Origin of the sequence: Amycolatopsis orientalis DSM 43388, assembly GCF_000411975.1 — a bacterium.
Lineage (GTDB): Bacteria > Actinomycetota > Actinomycetes > Mycobacteriales > Pseudonocardiaceae > Amycolatopsis > Amycolatopsis orientalis_D.
Genome location: NZ_ASXG01000023.1, coordinates 1 through 21,687 on the forward strand (window position 1 = coordinate 1; position 21,687 = coordinate 21,687).

25 protein-coding genes are annotated in these 21,687 nt (G+C 67.5%); 24 read left to right on the plus strand and 1 reads right to left on the minus strand.

The features are described from left to right. Positions 1-110 precede the first annotated feature (110 nt). From L942_RS03745 to L942_RS03805, 12 genes are all read left to right on the plus strand, one after another. A complete protein-coding gene (locus L942_RS03745) occupies positions 111-488 on the plus strand; it encodes a hypothetical protein (protein ID WP_037354926.1) in 378 nt (125 codons plus the stop codon). Between the two features lie 131 nt (positions 489-619). Continuing rightward, positions 620-967, plus strand: coding sequence for a hypothetical protein (locus tag L942_RS03750; protein ID WP_158684406.1), 348 nt, complete (start codon positions 620-622; stop codon positions 965-967). 179 nt (positions 968-1,146) lie between these two features. Next, a complete protein-coding gene (locus L942_RS03755) occupies positions 1,147-1,914 on the plus strand; it encodes a DUF2786 domain-containing protein (RefSeq protein WP_037354932.1) in 768 nt (255 codons plus the stop codon). A 152-nt stretch (positions 1,915-2,066) separates the two neighbouring features. After that, positions 2,067-2,678: a hypothetical protein gene (locus L942_RS41870; protein ID WP_158684407.1), complete on the plus strand. Its 612-nt coding sequence runs from the start codon at positions 2,067-2,069 to the stop codon at positions 2,676-2,678. Positions 2,679-3,123: 445 nt separating this feature from the next. Beyond that, positions 3,124-3,366 carry a hypothetical protein gene (locus tag L942_RS03770; RefSeq protein ID WP_037354935.1) on the plus strand — a complete coding sequence of 81 codons (243 nt, stop codon included), beginning with the start codon at positions 3,124-3,126 and terminating at the stop codon, positions 3,364-3,366. Between the two features lie 178 nt (positions 3,367-3,544). Further along, positions 3,545-4,297 (plus strand): hypothetical protein, encoded by a 753-nt coding sequence (locus L942_RS03775; RefSeq protein ID WP_051165693.1) that lies wholly within the window; start codon positions 3,545-3,547, stop codon positions 4,295-4,297. A 17-nt stretch (positions 4,298-4,314) separates the two neighbouring features. Then, positions 4,315-4,758, plus strand: a complete 444-nt coding sequence (locus L942_RS03780) for a hypothetical protein (RefSeq protein ID WP_051165694.1) — start codon at positions 4,315-4,317, stop codon at positions 4,756-4,758. Next, positions 4,748-6,424 (plus strand): terminase, encoded by a 1,677-nt coding sequence (locus tag L942_RS03785; protein ID WP_037354937.1) that lies wholly within the window; start codon positions 4,748-4,750, stop codon positions 6,422-6,424. Before L942_RS03780 ends, L942_RS03785 begins: the two co-directional genes overlap by 11 nt. A gap of 117 nt (positions 6,425-6,541) precedes the next feature. Beyond that, a complete protein-coding gene (locus L942_RS03790; protein WP_158684408.1) occupies positions 6,542-7,021 on the plus strand; it encodes a hypothetical protein in 480 nt (159 codons plus the stop codon). Further along, positions 7,014-7,634 (plus strand): DUF3558 domain-containing protein, encoded by a 621-nt coding sequence (locus tag L942_RS03795; protein WP_081654927.1) that lies wholly within the window; start codon positions 7,014-7,016, stop codon positions 7,632-7,634. Before L942_RS03790 ends, L942_RS03795 begins: the two co-directional genes overlap by 8 nt. Beyond that, a complete protein-coding gene (locus L942_RS44105; protein WP_051165695.1) occupies positions 7,634-8,881 on the plus strand; it encodes a hypothetical protein in 1,248 nt (415 codons plus the stop codon). Before L942_RS03795 ends, L942_RS44105 begins: the two co-directional genes overlap by 1 nt. 2 nt (positions 8,882-8,883) lie before the next feature. Beyond that, positions 8,884-9,606: an ESX secretion-associated protein EspG gene (locus tag L942_RS03805; RefSeq protein ID WP_037354944.1), complete on the plus strand. Its 723-nt coding sequence runs from the start codon at positions 8,884-8,886 to the stop codon at positions 9,604-9,606. Between the two features lie 188 nt (positions 9,607-9,794). Here L942_RS03805 and L942_RS44110 read toward each other — a convergent pair whose 3' ends face one another. Then, a complete protein-coding gene (locus tag L942_RS44110; RefSeq protein WP_158684409.1) occupies positions 9,795-10,427 on the minus strand; it encodes a hypothetical protein in 633 nt (210 codons plus the stop codon). A 63-nt stretch (positions 10,428-10,490) separates the two neighbouring features. Here L942_RS44110 and L942_RS03810 point away from each other — a divergent pair, with 63 nt between their 5' ends. From L942_RS03810 to L942_RS45195, 12 genes are all read left to right on the plus strand, one after another. Beyond that, positions 10,491-11,822, plus strand: a complete 1,332-nt coding sequence (locus tag L942_RS03810) for a phage portal protein (RefSeq protein WP_051165696.1) — start codon at positions 10,491-10,493, stop codon at positions 11,820-11,822. Between the two features lie 4 nt (positions 11,823-11,826). Continuing rightward, positions 11,827-12,606 carry a VG15 protein gene (locus tag L942_RS41880; RefSeq protein WP_158684410.1) on the plus strand — a complete coding sequence of 260 codons (780 nt, stop codon included), beginning with the start codon at positions 11,827-11,829 and terminating at the stop codon, positions 12,604-12,606. Positions 12,607-12,743: 137 nt separating this feature from the next. Further along, a complete protein-coding gene (locus L942_RS03820) occupies positions 12,744-13,217 on the plus strand; it encodes a hypothetical protein (RefSeq protein ID WP_037354947.1) in 474 nt (157 codons plus the stop codon). A gap of 50 nt (positions 13,218-13,267) precedes the next feature. Then, complete coding sequence (locus L942_RS03825) at positions 13,268-14,164, plus strand: P22 phage major capsid protein family protein (RefSeq protein ID WP_051165698.1); 897 nt, start codon at positions 13,268-13,270, stop codon at positions 14,162-14,164. Beyond that, positions 14,161-14,634: a hypothetical protein gene (locus L942_RS41885; RefSeq protein WP_051165699.1), complete on the plus strand. Its 474-nt coding sequence runs from the start codon at positions 14,161-14,163 to the stop codon at positions 14,632-14,634. Before L942_RS03825 ends, L942_RS41885 begins: the two co-directional genes overlap by 4 nt. Beyond that, positions 14,613-14,972 carry a hypothetical protein gene (locus L942_RS03835; RefSeq protein ID WP_037354949.1) on the plus strand — a complete coding sequence of 120 codons (360 nt, stop codon included), beginning with the start codon at positions 14,613-14,615 and terminating at the stop codon, positions 14,970-14,972. Before L942_RS41885 ends, L942_RS03835 begins: the two co-directional genes overlap by 22 nt. Positions 14,973-14,981: 9 nt before the next feature. Then, a complete protein-coding gene (locus tag L942_RS03840; RefSeq protein ID WP_037354952.1) occupies positions 14,982-15,296 on the plus strand; it encodes a hypothetical protein in 315 nt (104 codons plus the stop codon). Continuing rightward, on the plus strand, positions 15,293-15,718 hold the full coding sequence (locus L942_RS03845) for a hypothetical protein (protein WP_037354954.1): 426 nt from the start codon (positions 15,293-15,295) through the stop codon (positions 15,716-15,718). The genes L942_RS03840 and L942_RS03845 overlap by 4 nt, the downstream gene beginning before the upstream one ends. A 63-nt stretch (positions 15,719-15,781) precedes the next feature. After that, the gene (locus tag L942_RS03850; protein ID WP_158684411.1) at positions 15,782-16,402 is read left to right on the plus strand and encodes a hypothetical protein; all 621 of its coding nucleotides are present in this window, start codon (positions 15,782-15,784) and stop codon (positions 16,400-16,402) included. Positions 16,403-18,012: 1,610 nt separating this feature from the next. After that, positions 18,013-18,291: a hypothetical protein gene (locus tag L942_RS03855; protein ID WP_037354959.1), complete on the plus strand. Its 279-nt coding sequence runs from the start codon at positions 18,013-18,015 to the stop codon at positions 18,289-18,291. Between the two features lie 41 nt (positions 18,292-18,332). Continuing rightward, entirely contained in the window at positions 18,333-18,704 is a 372-nt protein-coding gene (locus tag L942_RS03860) for a hypothetical protein (RefSeq protein ID WP_235078884.1), read from the plus strand. A 33-nt stretch (positions 18,705-18,737) separates the two neighbouring features. Continuing rightward, entirely contained in the window at positions 18,738-21,668 is a 2,931-nt protein-coding gene (locus L942_RS45195; RefSeq protein ID WP_235078886.1) for a phage tail protein, read from the plus strand. Positions 21,669-21,687: the final 19 nt, after the last annotated feature.

Here is a 21,687-nt window from a genome sequence, read left to right on the forward strand (position 1 = left end):
GCCGCACCCGTCTCACACGACCCCTCCAGCAAGATCACGAACTACAGCTGGAGTACTAGAACCCCGATCCCAGCGCACACACACCGTGATCAGAATCGGAAGGAAAGACGTTGCACGACAACATGATTGAGTGGTGGGTGCTCTACCGCTTCGCCGCGCTGGGCAACTTCCTGGACGGCTACCCCGAGGGCACGTTGCCTCGCGTCTCCGCCGACGGCGCGCCGTCGCTGTGGGAGCCGACGATTGTCCGGCTGATGGCGAATTTCGCCACGGACGACGAACCGTGCGCACTGTGCTGGGAGCGGAAGCAGGCAACGTGCCCCGGAATGAAGCTGCACGTTGCGATCGAGCGCGACCGGGCCGAACTGGAGGCCGGTGCACTGGTATCCACGGCCGTAGTCGCGCTTCCCGCCGGACTGGGCTGGGATGTCGCCATGTTCGCGGTCAAGCGCATGATCGCTGACCGGAAGGTCATCCCCCAGCAGTAGCCGGACACCTGCCCGCGCGGGGCGGCGGAACTCGTTTCGCCGCCCCGCTTATCCAGACTTCGCCCGAAAATGCGCCGGGCAAGGTCTCCGGCTGCCGGGCCCGCACCTTTTGCCCGAAGGGAATTCACCCCATGAGCGACCACAATGGACAGACAGGCGGCACGCGCGTGTGGGCCGTCTACTGTATGACCTCCCCGCCCAGTGCACACGTTCTCGTGCTCTACGCCATTCCGGATCGCATCGCCGACAACGAGCCGTGCCGGTGGTGCGTCCGGCTCGGAATCGGCGGCCCGTGCCCCGGGGGGGCGCACGCTTTGGCTCAGCACGCGCGCCTGAGCCTGCTCACGCGCTTTGAGCCGCTGAAGGTCGACGTTTTCGAGCTGCCGCCGCGCGAGTCGGTCCAATCCTGCGCAACCAACCTGTATCGGCAGATACTCGAACGGGTCGAGCGCACCGGCCCCGCGACGGCGGAAGAGTAGGAACAGCCTTACGCCGCAACCTATCCAGGGGTGACCCGTCCGGGAACGTGGGGCGGGTCACCCCTGATCCCCCTTCCCTGTGTCGCTAACTTCAGATAGTATTCTTCTTGTCGGGAACGGCCCTAGAACCCCGCTCCCGGCACCACAACCCACCGTGATCAACCGAAAGGATCACCGTCATGGCTACCAACGCCAACATCACCGAGCGAGTCCAGAAGCTGCTGGCCAAGGCCGAAGACTCCGCCGCCACTCCGGAGGAAGCGCAGATCTTCGCCGCGAAGGCCGCCGAGCTGATCGCCAAGCAGAACCTCGACGCGGCCACCGTCCGCCACCGCGACGGCAAGCGCCCGGAACCGATCCGGCTGCTTGAGTTCGAGATCTCCGGCCAGGGCTGGCACGGCAAGGCACGCGCCTCGCTGGTCTACACGGTGGCCCAGGCGCACGGCTGCTCCGTGTGCACCATGGGAAACCTTATGAACGGCAAGCCGCGCTGGGTGCTGATCATGGGCCCGGCCGCGACGCTCAAGGCGCTTGAGCTGCTGCTGCCCTCGATCCTGCTTCAGGCCGAAGCTCAGGGCATGGCCGCCGCCCGGGCGCACATGGCTGAGCGGCAGGGCATGTTCGACACCCCCGCCAATGCCAACATCGAGCGCCGCACCTTCTTCCGCTCCTACCTGCCCGCCTACGGCGCGGGTGTCGCGGAGAAGATCGTCCGGTCGCGCGAAGCGATGGCGGAGAAGGTCAAGGGGAAGGCCGGGGAACTGGTCCTGGTCACCGACGCCGAGCGCACCAAGGCCGCGTTCGAGAAGCGTTTCCCTGACCTGAAGTTCGGACACGAGGACAAGCACAACATCGCCGGGGCAGAAGCTGGCCGCCGCGACGGCCGGAACGCCGACACCGGGCAGACCAAGGTCGGCAAGGCCGCCCGGACCGCCGTCGAAAGCTAGCCGGTGATCCGAGGCCCCGGTTCCAGACAGGAACCGGGGCCTCGGACTATTCTCGCCACAGCACGAGAACGCGTCGAGACGGAAACGGGGAGCACGTGATACCGGCGGGCCGCACGCTGATCACTCAAGAGGACATCGCCGCTCTGCACGGCATGAGCCTGCGCACCGCGCAACGTGCCAACCCCGCCCCGTGGGAGCGGCCGGGACACCCGGCACCGGTCAATCCGATGCGGGGCAAGACGCACCGCAAGCTGTGGGACGAGGCGCAGGCCGCCGCGTTCGCGCGCGGGGAGCCGGTGCCCGAGCTGCCCCCGCTCGGCAACCCCCGCGATTTGCTCGACCGGCCGGAGGCCGCGCAAGAGTCGGGCATGAGCACCGCCACCTGGACGCGGTACGAAAGCGTGGAACGGCAACGCACCCGCGCCGAAGGAGAACGCCCGCTGGTGCCCCCGGCCGATCGGGAGTTCGGCGGAGTCCCGTTCTGGTATCGCGCCACAGTCGAGGCGTACCGCGCCAGCAGGGCCGATCCCGAGCGCAAGCGCGGCGGCGGACGTCCTGCCGGTAGCACCGAAAGCGTTCCCCGCACGGAACTGCCCGTGCGCGTGGCCGAGCTGCTGAACGAACGGACCGACGACGGCGAACCACTGTCCATTCCGGACATTGCGCAACGTCTCGGCGTCAACTATCGAACGGCGCTGCGGCACGTCAAGGCGGCGCGCGAACGGAACCCGGTTGCGCCCGACCAGGACCGAACGCTAGATTAGTCATGTTGGACACGTGTATTTGCACAGTGATCCTCTACAGTCTCGGTTGAGAGCCCCGGTTACCCCCTCCCCCTCGGTAGCCGGGGCTCTCCCGTATCCGCCTTCCACGCACGCGCGGTCTCCATTCGATGCTTACGAGGCGGTGAACCCCTGCCTGCTTGGTTCGGCAGCGACCGCGCCGCACGTCTTCCCCCCGACTGGCCGCGACGACGTGCCCGCGTCCTGCGCCGCGATCCGATTTGCCGGGTATGCCAGCTGGCACCCGCGACCGAGGTAGACCACGTCCGCCCCGGCGACGACCACTCAGACAAGAACCTGCAAGGGATATGCGGACCGTGCCACGCCACCAAGAGCGGTCGCGAAGGCGGCCGGGCCGCAGCCTCCCGACGCCCGTCCGCGCATCGTCCCGCCGACCCGCACCCCGGACTGATCGAGAGGTGAACACGTGCGCATCCTGCTGCTGCGCTCACTCGGCGGACGTTCCGCCCGCGCCGTCATAGACCACGACCAAGCGGCCGCCGAGTGGCTGCTGTCCACCGGCTTGGCCGTCGCCGCGCCCGACGCGCAGGCCGAGTCGACCGGCCCGGCCGAGATCGAGCCCGAGACGACCGCTCACGATGACGCTGTGACCAGTTCGACCACGCGCAAAGGCCGCCAGTCGTCACGCACCGCCACCCCTGGGGGGTGACCCCTCGCCGCCCCGGACGCCGCACCGGTTAGGCATAGCACCTCGCGGTCTGTACGAAACTCCGGCGATTTCACCACCCCTGCCCGACGCCGGCCGTGGCGGTCCAGCCGCGCCACCTCTGACCTGCTGGGAGGTGACGCCGCTCTGGCCGCCACCTCACCCCGTCCCCGGACCAAGGATGCCCGCGAACCCGACTTCCGCCCGCTCACCAGCGTTCCCCGCCTCGACCAGCTCTCTGCCCGCACGCTCGCCCGCCGGTGCCGCGGAGCTTCCTCCGCCGGGCGGACCGCACGCTGACCCGGCCGTTCCGCTGCTGGTCGCGCCGTGCTCATGGCACGCGGCCCAGTACGCCGTGCTGCGCTGGCACTACTCGCAGAAGATGCCGCGAAGCAAGATCGCTCCCTTCGGAGTGTGGGAGCACGGCGACTTCTCCGGAGTCGTCATGTTCGGCCGATCCGCCACGGCCGCGCTCGGCGGCCCCTACGGCCTGGACCAGACCGAGTGCGTCGAGCTGCTGCGCGTCGCACTGCGACCGCACGAGCACCCCGTGACTCAAATGGTTGCGGCCAGCCTGCGCCAGCTCCGCGCCGCCTGCCCTGGCCTGCGGCTGATCGTGTCCTACGCCGACACCGCCCAAGGCCACCGAGGCGGGATCTACCAAGCCGGGAACTGGATTTATACCGGCACCACCAGCGCCGCGAATGTCTCCTACATCGTTCACGGGCAGCTGGTGCACGGCCGGACGCTGCGCCACCTGGCGGTCCACAGGCCGACGGGCGAGACCGCCGAGGAGTTCGTGCGGCGCACCGTGGACCCGCACGTGCGCCGGGTCGCCGAAGCCGCGGTGAAGCACCGCTACCTGTACCCGCTCGACCGCGCAATGCGCCGCCAGGTCGCCCCGCTGGCGAAGCCGTACCCGGCTGCCGCCTGAACCGAGGGGGGTGACCGTTGGCGATCACCGGACGGCCGCCCTCGGCCAACCCGCGCAACCGCAACCCCAAGGCTTACGACTGGACCACCGTCGAGGCAGTCCCGTTCGACGGCGACTCGCCGGAGCTGCCGCGCAACGGCCGCAAAAAGTGGCACCCGGAAACCCTCGCCTGGTGGGACGCCGTCCGGCACATGCCGCACTGCCGCCTCTGGACCGACACCGACTGGCGCTTCGCGATGGAAACCGCGGTGCTGGTCGACGCCTTCTGGCGAGGAGAGGCCAACCGCGCCGCCGAACTGCGGCTCCGCGCGGCGAAACTCGGCCTCACCCACGAGGACCGGCTGAAGCTGCGCATCCGCTACACCACGCCCGGCCAAGACGCCGACGCCCCGCCGACCCCGGACGCAGCCGCGGTGACCCGGCTCGACGAGCGCCGCCGGAGGCTGTCCGGTGACGCGTGAGCTGGTCTACGCCCCCGGACACGACCGCGCACGCTCCCTCGGCTGGTTGGCCTCGGCGTGGGTCGAGCACTTCACCGTGCACGGCCCCGGCGACGTCCAGGGCGACGACGTCGACCTGGACGACGAGTTCGCCGGGTTCCTGGTCGACGCCTACGCCCTCGACGGCCACGGCCGCCGCCAGTACAGCCGGGCCGTGCTCTCCCGGGCGAAAGGCCGCGCTAAGTCGGAGATCGCCGGATTCGTCGGCCTGTTCGAGGCATTCGGCCCGTGCCGGTTCTGCGGATGGGCCACCGGCGGCGAGACCTACCGGTGGCGGGACTTCACCTACACCTACGAGCCCGGCGAACCCATGGGCCAGCCGCTCACCTACCCCTACATCCGTTGCCTGGCAACGGAAGAGAGCCAAACCGGCAACACCTACGACGTCATTCACTACAACCTCACCGAAGGCCCGCTCGGCGAAGACCTGCCCAAGGACGCCGCCGGACTGACCCGGGTCCTGCTGCCCGGCGGCGGGGAAATCGTCCCGTCCACCGCCAGCTCATCCGCGAAGGACGGCGGCAAGGAATCGCTTGCGATCTTTGACGAACCGCACCTGTACATCACACCCGAGCTGCGGCGGATGTTCAAGACGGTGGACCGCAACCTGCGCAAGCGCAAAGCCGCCCAGCCGTGGGGACTGCTGACGTCCACGATGTACCAGGCCGGGGAAGACTCGATCCTGGAAGCACTCGACCGGCAAGCGAAAGCCATCCGGGAAGGCCGCACCCGCTCGGCCCGGCTGCTGTGGGACCACCGCGAAGCCCCGGCCGACGTCGAGCTGACCGACCTGGACGCCATGGTGGCGGCACTGCGGGAGGTCTACGGACCGGCCGCAGACTGGATGGACCTGCCCGGCATTGTCGAAAACGAGTTCTGGGACCTGACCAAAGCGCCGGAGGAATCCCGCCGGTACTTCTTCAACCAGCGCTCCTCGGCCGCCACCGCGTGGACCACCGCACCGGAATGGACAGCCTGCCACGACCCCGAGCGGCCCCCGCTGCTCGACGGCGACACAGTGGTCATGTTCTTTGACGGCAGCAAGAACGACGACGCCACCGGCCTGGTAGCCGTGCGCATGTCCGACGGGCACGCCGCCGTCCTGCACTGCCAGGAGAAGCCCGAAGGCCCCGCCGATGTCGGCTGGGAAGTCGACCGGGCGGCCGCCGACCTGGCGGTGCGCACCTCATTCGACCGGTTCGACGTGGTCGGGTTCTTCGCCGACGTCCGCGAGTTCGAGTCCTACGTGGATTCGTGGGCGTTCGAGTTCGGGGACCGGCTGCTGATCGACGCGACCCCCGGGCGCAGCCGCTCCGCCGTCGCGTTCGACATGCGCGCCAAGGTCCCGGAGTTCGTCCCAGCGGTGGAACGGACGCTGGCCGAGATCAAGCAGAAGGCCCTGACCCACGACGGAGACTCGCGGCTCACCCGGCACGTGCTTAACGCCCGCCGCCAGTCCACCCGCTACGGCGTGCTCATCCGGAAGGAAGCCCGGGAGTCGCCGCACAAGATCGACCTTGCGGTGTGCCTGATCGGCGCACGGCACGTCCGCCGCCTACTGCTGGCCTCACCCGAATGGGCGAGAAGGAACCGGCGCCGCACCGGTCGCCTCCGCGTCTTCACCTGAGCTGCTGGCCAACCTCCCTTTCCAATGTTGATCACAAGCTTCGGTGAAGGCTGTCACCAATTGCAGACACCCGTGATACCGTCCGTGTCGTTCGGTGAGAAGGCTGGGGAGGCTTTCATGGCTGATGACGACGTCGAGCGCGTCAGGCACCTGCCTGCGGACATGCAGGGACCACTGGTGCCGGGGTACAAGTACGTCCGGGATAAAACACCCGAACAGGTGGCGAAGGAAGCCGCCGACGCGCAGGCGAAGGCCAACGAGGGCATGGCCAGCGGGGGCGGCGGTTACCGGCTGACGCCGGAACTGATCAAGGAGATCGTCACCGAGATGAACGACATCCTGGATTGGGTCAAGAACGACGTCAGGCCGCAGGCAGATGCGTTGCGCTCGTTCACTCCGATGGGAGATGAGGTGGCGAGCATCGCCTACGTCCAGGACGCCAACGCAGCCGGTCAGTCTTACAGCAACTATCTCGACTCCGTCATCGCGGAGTTGACGCGTCAGCGGGATTCTTTTCAGCAGGCCCTGGATACTTACCAGAAGCAAGAGCACCAGGCCGCCGACCATCTGAAAGGTTTCCGCCCCAAAAATGACTAGCCGCCGTGCCATCACCGTCAGTCTCGCCGCCGTTGTTGTTCTCCTCAGCGGATGCGCGGGCGAGTCCGGCCAGGCTGCCCCAGCGTCCCCTGCACCGCAGACCTCGACCGGGCTGAGCTTCGGGGCACCGGCGGTGCCCGCTCCGCTGGACCCCGCACCTCTGGAGAAGGCGCCGTGCGCCGCGATGACCGCGGACCAGGTCGCTGCGCTTGGTGCGCCGCTCAAGACCGTGCGGTCAAAGCCTGAAAATCCGATCGGGCCTGCCTGCAGCTGGATCTTCGCCTACGAAGACGGCACCTCTGGGGTCACTGGAACGGTATTCACCAAGGACCCATCCCATGGCGGGATCAGCGGCCTCTACGGCCAGAAGCAGTTCGGCGGGATCACTCGGTTCGAGCCGTTTTCCGTCAACGGCTACCCCGGTGTGGTCTACAACGCCTCCAGCAACCCGCCGCCGGGCAGTTGCGCGCTGGCAGTCGGCGTGCGCGACGATCTCACCTACACCATCAGCGTCGCTCTGGATGGGCTCAAGCACCCGTTTGCTGAGGGTTGCGAGCTGGGCAAGAAGGTTGCTGGCTACGTCGTCCAATATCTCCAGAAAGGGGGCCACTGATGCCTGACGGTTACACCGGCGCGGACGTCTACGCCCGGATGCACCGCTATGGCGGCAACACGGCCTCCCTTGACTCCGGCCAGCAGGCAGCCGATGCGCTCAAGTCGGCCCATGAAACCCTCATCACCAGGATCTCGCGCCTGCAAGGCAAGATGGACGCTTCCTGGGAAGGCGACGCAGCCGGCAAGGCCAGGGCCGGGCTGACCCCGTTGCTGGAAACCTCTCGGCAGGCGTCGGAAGACCTCGGCCGCAGCGCCCAGTCCCTGACCGAGCAGAACAGCGGTTTCCACGGCACGTTGAACAAGCTGACTCAGATGGACGCCAGCCGTCCCGACACCAACGATCTGGCCAGCTACAGTCCGTTCGGCGCGAGCGATTCAGAAAAAGCGGCGGCCCGCTGGGACGACGCGGACAAGAACAACAAGGAAGCCTACGGAGCTTACGTCGCCACCACGGACGGAAACCGCAATGCGTCGGCCAAGGACTATCCGGTCCTGAATGCCGCTCCGGCCGGGGTTGCGGTCGGGTCCGCTCCAGGCGACGGTGGCACGTCCGGTCCTCCCGGGGGCACCGGGGGCACCGGAGGAACCACCGGCATGACTGGTGGCAGCGGTTCCCTTCACGGAGGCTATTCGCCCAGCGCAGGCGGTCCTGGTTCGGCGGGCAGTTCGGTGCCTTCGCCGGGCAGCAGCTCGTCTCACCTTCCCGGTGCCGGGAACTCTCCGGCGCAGCACGCTCCGGCACCGGATTCCACGACGGCGGCCGGATATATACCGAAAGCGCCGGTCAGCGATGCGCCGGGATTCGGCACTGGGATGCTGCCGACCTTCGGGCCTAACAGCAGCGGAACGGATTCGACAGTCGGCGGCCTCGGTCTCCCATCTGGCGGGTTCAGTACGCCGGGCGGCAGTGGGGAAAGCGGCAGCGGCGGGCGGAGCGGCAGCGGAGGCAGTGCTGGTGCGCGCCTCGGGGCGGGCGGCAGCGGGCAGCAGCTCGGCGCGGGCGCAGGGACCGGCACGGGAACCCCGACAGGCGGTCAGAGCGCGGCGCGTCCCGGTGCCGTAGGCGGAACCGGTGCCAAGGGATCGGCGGGCGCGGGCGGCATGGGCGCTGGTGCCGGAAAGGGCAAAGGCACCGAAGACGAGGAGCACCAGCGGAAAGTCACCTACCTCGACGACGACGTCGACGAGTTGTTCGGCGGCTACCCCGACGGCATGCGCCCCACCCCGCCCACCATCGGAGCCTGACGTTGCTCCGGAGCCCCCTGCGGTTTTCCCGCGACAGTTACCAGAATCTGGTCCGCCGGATCGACCGTTCCGACCCGCATCCGACGCTGATCGGCGGGGAAAAGTGGTATCCGCCGGACGAGCAGGTCCAGCAGGACGCGAAGGCGGACGCCGAACTCGCCGCCACCGGCTGGCCGGTCCGCGACTTCGCCGACGTCATCGGGCTCCTGCAACGACCCTCCGTCGACCGTTACTGCTGGGCCCGGATCAACGGCCGCGACGTGACCCTGCAGGCGGCGGCCGCTGGACGGGACGCGATCCTCGCGGTCGCCGACCATGACACGATCACGGTCTTCCCCAGCTCGGCGGAGTCCGTCGCCCGCGACCTGGTGGCGGCGCTGCCGGGCACTCCGCCCGTGTCGAACCTGCATTCGCTGTCCTGCTCGGAAGCCGACTACAGCGCCGTGCTCGCCGGAAATCCGCCGCCGACCCGCACCAACAGCGCCCGCGACGCCCGGCGCGCCGTCGAGTGGATGCAGGCTCCCCGAATCCACGTTGGACGGTTGTACGTCGCGATCCGCCGCGGCACCGAACGCGTCCGCAACGAACACCCGCCCTACTGGATCGACACCGAACAAGGCCGGTTCACCGCCGCGGTCACCGACGGCTGGCTCACCATCAACCCGGCCGGAGGCGACGACCTCACCAGGATGCTGCACGCCATCGAAGCCGCTCTGCGAGCCTGACAGCCGGGCACCGCCGCCCGGCTGTCAGGCTCGACATGCGCTTCAGATTCCTGAATTCGTCAGCCCCAACCGTCCGGCCAACTCGCTGCGATGCGCTCATCCGGAAGCGGGTGCCCAATTCGCTGCGCAAGAATGACCTTGCCGTGCGCCCGATCGAGACCTGCTACGTCAGTCCCAGCACGTGGACATCACCGGACTGGAGCAGGCGGGGTTGTTGCCGCACCGGTCGGCTGAGGGCGCTCACGCGACAAATCTGCTGGCATTTCTCCTCCATAGGAAGCAAGGAACCAGCTGGCCAAAACGGATATCGGGTAGAACATTACGATCAGATTGACAAAAATGTTCTTCGCCAGCACGATTAATGAAATGACGATATCTCTGCTTTCTCCTGCTGCGAACCACGATGATACAAAAGCGAGAAGGCTGGTGACTGCAACTATAGTCGCGCTTGTCAAGAGTTCTGTGCCTTGTACTGCAAAAAGAAAGAAGACCCACGCTATCCTCGGCGCTGAATTCTTTACGGTAAGTATCGGTGTTGCGCCGAGGTTGAACAAGATTCCGGCAATGACGGCTGCGCCGATGAACAACGCGCCATGTCGAGGCTCTGCCGCCCACGCGGCGACAGGGGACAGTTTCTCCTGAACGTTAGGGAAGCCCAGGTAATCTCCGACGCGCTCTGCAATGGCGGTGGGCTCAGTGATGTGAAGAAGCGCGGCAAAAGCCATCCACAGTGTAGAGCAGATTCCCACTGCTGTGAACGCCAGTCTTTGCAGAATGTTTTCACTTATCGTTTTTGCGGCAAGCGTTTCCGCGATAGCCATCGGTCCCCCTTCGTATAGACATGTATCCCTACATTGTATGCAAACGCTGGGGAAGGAGGAAGCATGCTTCTGCCTCCTGCTCAGTCCGCTGACGTCGCGCGCCGGATCGAAGCGGTCTGGCCGGACCAGGCCCGCAACAACCGGATTCACCGCTATGTCCAGGGTGATCACGATCTGCCGTTCGCGCCCCGCTCGGCCCGCCGGGCGTACCGCTGGCTGCTGGACCGGTCGCGGACGAACTGGTGTCGCCTGCTGATGCAGCTGCTCGCGCAGAACCTGTTCGTGGACGGCTACCGCGCGCTCGGCGACGACCAGGCGGACGAGCCGCTGGGCTGGTCGCACTGGAACCAGAACGGCATGGCCCGCCGCCAGGCCGCGGTGCACCGGGCCACGCTGAAGTACGGCTGGGCGTACACCACGGTCCTGCCCGGCGACACGGCCCCGGTCATTCGGGGCGTGTCCCCGCGCAACATGACGGCCGTCTACGCCGACGACGCCGACCCGTGGCCGATCTACGCCCTGCACCGGAAGACGTCCTGGACTCCGGAGGGGCCGCGCCAGGTCTATCGGCTGTTCGATGACCAGGCGGTTTACACCCTGTCCGAGGACGAGCCCGGCCGTGGGCCGTCCTACCTCGACCACGCGGAACACGGACTCGGTATCTGCCCGGTAGTCCGGTTCCTCGACGAAGACGACTTGGACGCCGACAGTCCCGGCGTGGTCGCTCCGGTCCTCGACATTCAGGACCGGCTGAACTATCAGACGTTCCTGCTGATGACGACCGGCGAGCACGGCGCGCACCGGCAGCGCTGGGCCGCCGGGCTGGAGCTGGACGACGACGAGGAACCGCCGATCGGCCCGGATCGGCTGCTGCACTCGGATTCGCCGGAGACGCGTTTCGGGACGTTCGACTCCACCGACATGTCCGGATACGTCGCCGTCCTGGAGCAGATCCTGCGGCACCTCGCCGCGATCACTCAGACCCCCGCGTGGGCGCTGCACGGTTCGCTGTCCAACCTGGCGGCCGACACGATCGCCGCCGCCGACGCTGGTCTGCAGCGCCGGGTCGGCGAGCGGAAGACCTCCTACGGGGAGTCGTGGCAGCAGACGCTGCGGCTGTCCTGCCTCGCGGCCGGGGACGAGGCCGGATGGCTCGACACGACCTCGGTCGCCCGCTGGCGCGACACCTCGACCAGTCCGCTGTCGGCCGTCGTGGACGCCTGGGGCAAGGCCGTGCAGATGCTCGACGTGCCCGCGCGCGCGGCCTGGGAACGCCTGCCCGGTGTCACTGACCAGGACGTGCGCCGCTGGGAGCAGATGCCTCAGTCGGTCGACGGGCACGCGCTGCTGGCCGACACCTTGGCCCGCGCCACCGCCGACCCGAACGGGCGGTGAACCTATGGCCAGCACCAGGGCCGGACGCGCAGTCACCACCGCGCACCGGCTTGCCCAAGGTCGTCTCTCCGCGCGGGTCGTGGCCGAAGTCCTCGCCGTCTGGCGGTCGCTGGACCCGCTGCGGCTGACCGATGCCGGGTGGACCGGGCACATCCTGTCCGTGTTGGCGCGGCACCGCGACGACTCGGCCGAGCTGGCGGCGGCCTACTACCGCGAGTTCCGGCGGGCCGAGATCCCCGCGGTTGCGGCGTTCACGCCGCGCGCCGATCCGGCCGGCACTGCCGGGCCGTGGCGAGACCGCGCGCTGACTTCGCTGCGGGTCACCGGCACTCGCACGGTGGTCCGGTTCGTTTTCGGCGGCTGGGATCCCGCGCGTGCGCTGGACCGGGCCGGGCCGGGTGTCGCTGCGGCCAGCTCTCGCCACGTTCTCGAGGCGGGCCGGGCGACCGTGCGGGCCGCAGTGCGGGACGACCGGGCGGCACGGGGCTGGTTGCGCGTCACCGACGCGAACCCGTGCGCGTTCTGCGCGATGCTCGCCAGCCGGGGAGCGATCGGCAAAGCCGTGCTCTATCGCTCCGAGCGATCCGCCACGACCTCGGCGGCGACCGGCGAGGAGTACCACGACGGTTGCAACTGCCAGGCCGAACCCGTCTTCGGCCCCGTCGTGCTCCCCGAAGCGTCCCAACGGTTCGCCGCGTTGTGGGAGACCTCGACAGCCGGACTGTCCGGCAAGGACGCCCGCAACGCTTTCCGCCGCGCTCACGCAGCCGCCCGTCGCGGCTGAGCGCCATCAGACCGGCCGCCCGCCCGGATTCCCACGACAGCCCGAAAACAGTCGTCTCACCGCTGTCGCGCATGAGGAAACCGGGCGGGTGGCCTTCCACCCCGCACCTTGCTCACCGACCCTTTGGAGTACTCGCAATGCCCGAAGCCCCTGCGGCCGAGCCAGCCCAGCCCGCCGCCGAGCCCGCCGCACCCGCAACCCCGGCACCGCCGGTTGCCGCGCAGCCGGCACCGGCGGCCGAGCCGCCCGCCGAGACTGCCGAGCTGGCGACGCTGCGCGAGCAGGCCGAGCAGCTGACCGAGCAGGCCACCGCCGCGAAGCAGCGCGCCGAAGCCGCGGAACTCGACCTCGCCCGGCTGACCGTCATCCGGACGGCACAGCTGCCGGACGCGCTCGCCGCCCGGCTCAACGGCGCAACGGCCGAGGAGCTGACGGCCGACGCCGCCGAGCTGGCCGGGGTCATCTCGGCACTGGTCACGGCTGCCGCGCCGCCAACCCGCACCACCGCCGGACGGCCGCCGGTGGAAGCACTGCGCCCGGCGGCCAGCGCTCCGGCCGAACCGGTCGAGGACACACCCGAGCAGATCAGCCGCCTGGTCTGGGGCAAGTAGCTCCGCCCCGTTCCGCCCGTCTCTCAACCTCAGGAGAACCGCACCCGCTCATGCCCAACAAGTTCCTCACGCCCAAGCAGATCGCGTCCGCCTCGATCGCGGCACTCACCCAGCAGACCGTGCTGGCCGGTACCGCGTGGCGCGACGCCGAAGCCGACTTCACCGGCAAGCAGGGCGACACCGTCACCGTGCGGACTGACACCGTCGTCGGCCCCGCCCGCACGTTCAACCGGTCCGAGAACAAGCCCATCGTGATCGACGACGCCGAGGAAAAGTCGGTGGACGTCAAGCTGGATACCTACCTGTACAAGGGAATCAACCTTCCCGACGAGCAGTTGACCTTGCAGGTCAAGGACTTCACCAAACAAGTAGCCACTCCGCAGGCCAAGAGCGTGGCTATCGGGGTGGAAAGCATGGTCGCCGGGCAGATGAACGCCCTGCCCTCGACCATCACCGTCAAGGCTGACGGGACCGACCTGCACACCCAGCTCATTCACGCCCGCGCGCTGTTGAACAAGGCGGGCGTGCCGTTCGATCAGCGCTGGTTCGCCGTGTCGTCCGAGCTGGAGTCGATGCTGCTCAACGACCCGCAGAAACGACTGGTCCCGGTGGACGCGTCCGGCTCGCCGCAGGCACTGCGCGACGCGATCATCGGCCGCCTGTACGGGTTCACCGTCCTGCCGAGCAACTACCTGGCGGACGGCTCCGGCGTCGCTTACCACACCACGGCGTTCCCGCTGGTGACCCGGGCGCTGGAAGTTCCGGCCGGGGCGACGTTCGGCCAGGCGACGACCTACGGCGGGTTCGCCATGCGCCTGGTCCGCGACTACGACCCGGGGTACCAGCAGGACCGCTCCGTGGTCTCGACGCTGGCCGGGGCCAGCACCACCACCGACGACGGCTCGGTCAAGCGCGCCGTGCGATTCACCACCGCCCCCGCCGCGTGACCGAAGCCGCGGAGCCGGAACCCCTGGCGACTCTCGCGCAGCTCAAAGCCCGGCCAGGGGTCAACATCACCACTCCCGATGCGGAGGCCCGCGCCCTGACCGCGCTGGTCGACGCGTCAAACCTGGTGCGCGCCGAGCTGCCGCCCGCACTGCTCGCGCCGACCGTCCCGCCCGCCGTTGTCACCATCGTGTGCCAGGCGGCGGGCCGGGCGCTGCGCAACCCCGAGGGCTACAGCTCCGAAACCGCAGGTCAGTACACCTACCGCTACGGCGATGACGCCGCGTCCGGGGTCTACCTCACCGAGCACGACCACAAGGTTCTGCGGCGGCTGGCCCGTCGCAGCGGCCTCCGTTCTGTTCGGACGCCCTACTCGGCCGAGCCGGACGACGGCGGCCCGTACACGCTGCCGGTGCCCGGGCCGGACGGCCAGCTGGCCGAGCCATTCCCGTGGGAGGAGCCGCCGCCCTGAACCTTCCGCATCAGCTCACGGTCATCAGTCCGCGCGAAGTCCCCGACGCCTACGACAACCCGACACCAGCGCTCGACTACGGCCCGGACGCGCCACGGCGTCCCGTCGCCGGCCTTTTGCTGCCGCGCGACACCGCCCGCAGCGGCGGCACCGAGCCGTCCCCGGGGCGGGTCGCGGTCACCGGAGCCTGGTGGTTGCTGACCGCCGAGCCGATCCACGCGCGCGAGCGAATCACCTACGACGGCCGCACGTTCACGGTGGAGGGGGAACCCGCCCGGTTTGAGCCCCGGCCGGGTTTCCTCCACTACGAAACCGTCCTGACCCACACGGAGGGCTGACCCCTGGCAGTGCCCAGTATCTTCGGCATCACGATCGACTCGGACGGCGCGCGGGAACTCCTGAACTCGCCGGAAGTCGCCGACGCCGTGCGCGCGGCCGCGCAGCGTGTCGCCGACACGGCCAGCGCGCAGGGCCATCGCGTCACCAGCGGGGAGGTACTTCCGGTGGACGTCACCACCGAGGCCGCTACCGACCGGACTTCAGCGACCGTCACCATCCGGCATCCGGCTGGGGTCGGCATGGAAGCGCGCTACGGGCTGCTCAAACGCGCGGCCGAGGCCAACGGGTTCGAGGTGACCGGCCTCGAACCCGGAGACGCATGAGCCAGCTTCCGCCGGTTCCTCGCGACGTCGCCGAGACGGTTGTCCGGCGGCTGCGCAGTCTGCTCTCGGGCGTGACCGATCCGGCCGCCGCCGGTGCGAAGGTCTCGACCGAAACCGGCCGCGGATACGACGGAGGCCCGCCCTCACTCCCGTGGCTGCTGGTTGCCGAGGACGGACACCGGTGGGACTGGCCAGCCGTGCAACGCGCCGTCATCCGACTGACCTGCTGGCACCGCGACACCCACACCGCCAAACGGCTCGCAGGGATCGCGCTGGGCCTGCTGTGCGCACCACAACCGGGAGGGGCGCTGCTGCGCGGAGAACCCATCAGCGCCCCGATTGGCGGTATCGACCCGTTCACTGCGGAACCGCTGGCAACAGCCAGCCTGACTGCTTATGCCCGGACATCGTTCCGGGCCTGACCTGGCTTAGGGGTCCGTGCCTTCCAGCGGTGCGCGCCCGGCCCCTCTGGAGGATTCCCTTATATGGCAATGAACAGCGCGCTGGTGCGCGTACCTGGCACCGGCGAGGTGTCGCTAGCCCCGCCGGACACTCCGGAACCGGCCGACGCAACCAGCCCGCTGGCGGCACCATGGACCGGCTTGGGCTTGTCCACGCCGGACGGCACCACGTTGGCGCGGAAGGTAGAGAAGGAGGGCACCGAACACTGGCAGCAGCTCACCCCGGCCCGCTACATCTACAAATCCCAAGAACTCACCGTGGCGTCGGTGTTCCAGGAGACCAAAGGCGAGGTACTCAGCGCCTATTTCGGCGGGATGAAGTTCGCCGCCGTGGGCACCGGCACCCCGAAGAACTACCGGGCCGAGATCAGTTCCATTCCCAAGAGCGACGTCCGCGCGCTCTGCGTCGACTGGACGGACGTGGTTTCCGAGGAGGAGATCTACAGCCACCGACTCTATCTGCCGCGCGCCGAGGTCTCCGAAACCGAGGACGCCCAGTTCTCCAGGACGCAGGAAGCCCGATGGGGCTTGACGTTCTCTGCCCTCGCTCCGCCGAAGGGCAAGACCTACATCGCGGTTTGGCTCACCGATGATCCGGCAGTGCTGTTCAACTCCGCGTCACCGCCTCCGACCATCGCCGCGTGATCTCTTCGGCACTTAGTAAGGAAATGGCTACCACGACAAATCACCTCGAACAAGGCATATCAGGCTCCTCGGAAGCCTGCTGTCAGCGAGGCGAGAGCGGGGACGGCAAACGACGACGCCCCCGCTCCCTCCTCGCGCAGATCGACCCCAACATCAACAGGTGTTACCCTAAGCGTGCAAGACGCAGTCAAAAGGGGGAGAAATGGCAACAATGAAAAATCTTCGCCTTTCAGGGAGAAGCCTGTCGATCTCGTGCTTGGCATTGGCGCTCGCCGCACTTGCGACCGTATGGCTTTACCCTGCAAGTCTAGTATTCTCCTTAGCCTCCATTTTTTCCGGGACTTTGTCTCTGCGGCGGAGAAGTGGCGATAAAATTTCAGCCTTGCCGCTCTATTTCGCTATGGGCGTATCAGTAATACTGATTATTACGCCAGTGATTCTACTGATGATTGAGCCCGAACCGAAGATCCTGCCCGGACCACTCTCGTGAAGGCGTGAAAACTGCCGTTGTCAGCAGTTTTCGATGTGATCGAGCTTGGGGAAAAACCCGAATGACTCGTACTGCCACCCTGAGTGGATTCCCATGGTCTCGCAGTCGCTGTCCCCGCCTCGGGTCATAATGACCCTTACCCTCTGAACCGAACCGCAATCATTGATGAGGTAAATGGTAGAGGAGGCAGCCCCCAGATCCTGGCTTGTCACAAGAATGCAGGTTGGGGCGACATCCATCGGTGACTTGCCAACATACTTGTGGTCGGCGGGAGAGGATGTCTTGGTTACCGAAACCGGGTGATGACCTCCCCATACATCGTTCGTGCCAGCAGGTTCCGCTGCGCTCGCCTGCGCTCCCGACAGTGCGACAACGCCAGTCAGTGCCAAGCCCACGATTGAGATAGCCCCAGAAGCAATGCGTCTCATGATCTTCCTCTCAATAGTCAGATGCTAGCTAGCAGTTTTCCAAATGATCGAAAGTCGGAAAGAATCCGGAATCCTTCAGGATGGCGTAATGCTGCGACTCAATGCTGACGCACTCACTGTTGATACCGGAACTGATCCACGTCTTAACTCGGATTGTGTACGGGCAGGTGTTGTCGACTTCAACAGTGATGGTTAGTGGTCCGCTATCTTTGACATATGCTTCCGCGCACAGCGGGGCAACGGTATGCGGCTTTACCGTAGAAGGATTTACCTGTGCAGCCTCGGCCTGACTAGATAAGGTCAGAACCGATGCGGCCGATATTGCGGCAGCGCATGCGATCTTAGTAATCCTGCCCATTGCAAAATTTCCCCTCTCAACTTTTCGCGCAGGAGAGGGTTGGCGCCAATTATGCGCAATGAATACCACACTTTTCCCTCCCCTGGGATCGAGCATGCTCGCATCAGGGAATGCCAGTCAAGTCGTTGATCGGGACTGTCGACGATCATCACCCGGCTGGCCTACGAAAGTCCGCCGGACTATCAAGGCAATTGGGGTGAACCGTACCTGTCAGGCGGTCGAATCCACCGTGGAGGACTGCGCCCACTGCCGCCTGGCAGGCGGCGAACCCCCGCACGCGACATCGAGATCTTCAGGGAAGTCGATGCGGGACAAGGACAAAGGAGACACTTATATGAGCGTGCGGCAGCGCACAGAGGCGGTTGGCAAACCTGCTTCGCCCGGCGCAAGTCTGAACGTGACGTGGCGCAGCAAACAGTTCATTATCCCCAATCCGGACAACTTTCCACTTGAAGCGCTCGAAGCAGAGGAAGAGGGCAAGCACCTCACCGCGCTAAAACTTATCCTCGGCGCGGACCAGTACGCGACCTGGCGCGTCCTGGCCGCCACGGCTGCCGACGCCGAGGACTTCTCGGCCGTCGTCATGAAGGAGCTGGGCCGGGGAAACCCGTAACGGTCGCCCTGCTGCTCGCGGACGAGGCGACCGCCGAAGCCTTGGAAACGGACCTGCTCCGGTACGGGGTCGATCTGCTCGACCTGTACCGGGGCGGCCTCTCCTACCGGCGCGTGTGCGCGCTGGTGACCCACCTGCCCGACGACGCGGCCGTGTGGCGCGTGCTGAATCCGCGGGGAGCCTGGACCCGCGCCGATCTCCTGGCCTCGGTCACCGAACGGCGGATCACCGCCCTGTGGGCGACCGTCGCCACCGCGCTGGGCCAGGAGATCACCGACGCCCAACTTGCCGACCCGATCGAGGCGTTCACCGCCCCCGCTACTGCTTCGCCCGCCCGCACGGCTCCGGCCGGCACCGGCGATCCGGAGCTGAAGTCCCTGCGCGACATCGCGGTGTGGATGCGTAACGGGTAGCGGCCCCCGGAACCGGGCGGGGGTGAGCGCCTGGTGGCAACGGTCGGTCACGCCTATTTCAAGCTTCTGCCTAGCCTGCAAGGGCTCGGCCGGGAGATCCGGGACCAGGTCCGGCAGAACGAGCGTGACGCGCCCGCCATCACCCTGACCGCGCAGGTTCAGACGGCGCTGCTCAAGGAACAGATCCGCGCGGCGGCCCGCGAGGGCAACGACAGCGCCGTGCGGCTGCTCGCCGAACTGGACGCGATCCCGGCCGAGACCCGTTTCCAGCGGCTGGTCCGCGAACTGTCGGGCAAGTCCGTGGTCATCAAGGCCGTTGCGGACAAGTCGATCGGCTCGACCGTGCGCGGCCTCGGCGAGCTGGACGACGGGCTGAACCGCACGACCGTCCAGTTCACGCGCATGACGCTGAACGTCGGGGCGTCGGTGCTGAAGTACGCGGCACTGGCCGCCGCCGTGGGCCAGGCCGTAGGCGTGCTCGGCGGGCTCGGCTCCGCCGCAGCGACAGCGTCCGGCTCACTGCTGCTCGTGCCTGCGGCCGGGCTCGCCGCCGCTGCGGCGCTCAGCACGCTCAAGCTCGGCGTCACCGGTTTTTCCGACGCGGTCAAGGAATCCGACCCGGCCAAGTACGCCGAGTCGATCAAGGACTTTGCGCCGTCGATGGCGGCGGCCGCGAACGCCGCGCACGTATTGCGGCCGGAGCTGACCGGCCTGCGCCAGACCGTGCAGCAACGGCTGTTTGCCGGACTCGCGGCCGAGATCACCGGCCTGGCCGGAACGTATCTGCCGCTGCTGCGCACCGAGCTGCGCCGCGTCGCGGCCGGGCTGAACACAGGCGCACTCGGGTTCACTGCCTTTGCCCGTGAAGGCCGGACCGTCCGGGACGTCCGCACGATCCTCGACAACACGTCCGAGTCCTTGAGCGCGGCGGCGGCCGGTGTTCGTCCGCTGCTTCAGGCGTTGCGGGACATCGCGACGGTAGGAGCGGAATTCCTGCCCGGGTTCGGGTCCGGCTTGGCCGACGGCGCGGAGAAGTTCGCCGCGTTCATCGCGCAGGCCCGTCAGTCCGGACAGCTGCGCCAGTGGCTCTCGGCCGGGCTGTCAGCGGTCGGCGACCTGGTGACCGTTGTCGGCAACCTTGCCAAGACAGTGGGTGCGGTTTTCTCTGCTGCCAACGCATCCGGCGGCGGGCTTCTGTCCACTTTGGTCGAGGTAACCGGCCAGGTTCTCGCATTCGTCCGGTCTGCCGAAGGCGCGGGAGCCTTGAGGCAGATCTTTGCCGGGCTGCATGCGATCATCGTCGGTTTGCTGCCCGTTCTGACGGCGATCGGGCAGGTCATCGTGTCCTCGGTCGCGCCAGCGATCGGGCAGCTCGGGCCGATGATCGGACAAGCGTTCGCCGCGCTTGCTCCGGCTATCGCACCGCTAGGCCAGGTGCTTACCGCGCTGGCTCCCGTGCTCGGCGCGGCGGCGCAGGCGCTCGTGGCCATCTTGGTTCCGGCACTCGCCGCGCTCGCGCCGATCGTCTCCACTTTGGCTCCCGCGATCGCCGCAATCGTGGGGCAGCTCGGTGGCGCGCTCGGGACGGCCATCGCCACGATCACGCCTGCCCTGGTGCAGCTCGCACTGACCCTCGCGCCACTGATCGAGCAGTTCGGCGGCCTGCTGGTGCAGGCTTTGCAACTGGCCGCTCCCGCCGTGGCTCAGCTGGTGTCCGCGTTGGCGCCGTTCGTCGCGCAGATCGGCGGCGCGCTGCTGCAAGCCCTGACCGCCGTGATGCCGGTGATTTCCGCGCTCTCCGGCGTTTTCACGTCGGTTTTGCTCGCGGCGCTCAACGCGCTCATGCCGGTGCTTCCGGTGATCGTGTCCGTGATCCAGCAATTGGCCACCATCATCGGCAACGCGCTGGCCGCCGCCACGCCCGTGCTGACCCAGGTAGGCGGGCTGCTGGGCCAGATTGCCGGGCAGATCCTGTCCGCGCTGCTGCCGATCCTGCCTCCGCTGGCGCAAGCATTCCTCTCGATCGTGACCGCGCTGCTGCCGATCATCCCGCCACTGCTGCAGATCGTGTCCGCGCTGCTGCCTCCGCTGCTGGACCTGGTGACCGGCCTGCTGCCGATCATCACCGAAGGGGCATCGCTGTTCGCCACGCTGGCGGCCGCGATCACGCCAGTCGTGCAGATCATCGCGGATCTGCTCATGCCGGTCATTCAGTCGCTGTTCGACCTGGTGCAGCCGATCTTCTCGGCGATCGCGGACATCGTGTCGGGCGCGATGCGCACCATCAAGGGCGTGATCGAGTTCGTCATGGGCTTGCTCTCGGGCGACTGGGACAAAGCGTGGCAGGGCATCAAGAACATCGCCGGTGGCATCTGGGACATGATCAAAGGCGTTGTCTCAAACGGAATCGGCGGCATTCTCGACTGGATCAAATCGCTGCCGGGCAAAATCCTTGACCTGCTGGGCGACCTGGGCAGCCTGCTGATCGACGCGGGCAAGAACATCATCAAGGGCCTCATCAAAGGTCTGACCGCCGGATTCACCTGGGTGAAAGACAAACTCGGCGAACTCACCGACTGGATCACCAGTTGGAAGGGCCCTCCGTCGCGGGACAAGATCCTGCTCACCGCCAACGGGCGCTTGATCATGCGAGGTCTGCTCGCCGGTCTGGAAGACGGCGAGCCGCAGATCCGCGACTACCTGACCGGCCTGACCGACGCCTTGCCGTTGGACGTCTCCGGCACGGTCACTGCGTCCGCTGCCACGCGGGCGTCCGGCGTGGGCTCTCCGCAGGCCCGCCCCGGGCAAGCTGCGGCCGCGCTCGGCGGTGCTCCTGCTTCTGATGCCAGTGGGGTGACCGTGGTGATCGACGCGTCCGGTTTGGACAGACACCTGACCGCGTGGCTGCGCAGCGCCGTCCATGCCCAAGGCGGCGGCAACGTGCAGCTCGCGTTCGGCTACTGAACCCGAGCAGAACTGGAGG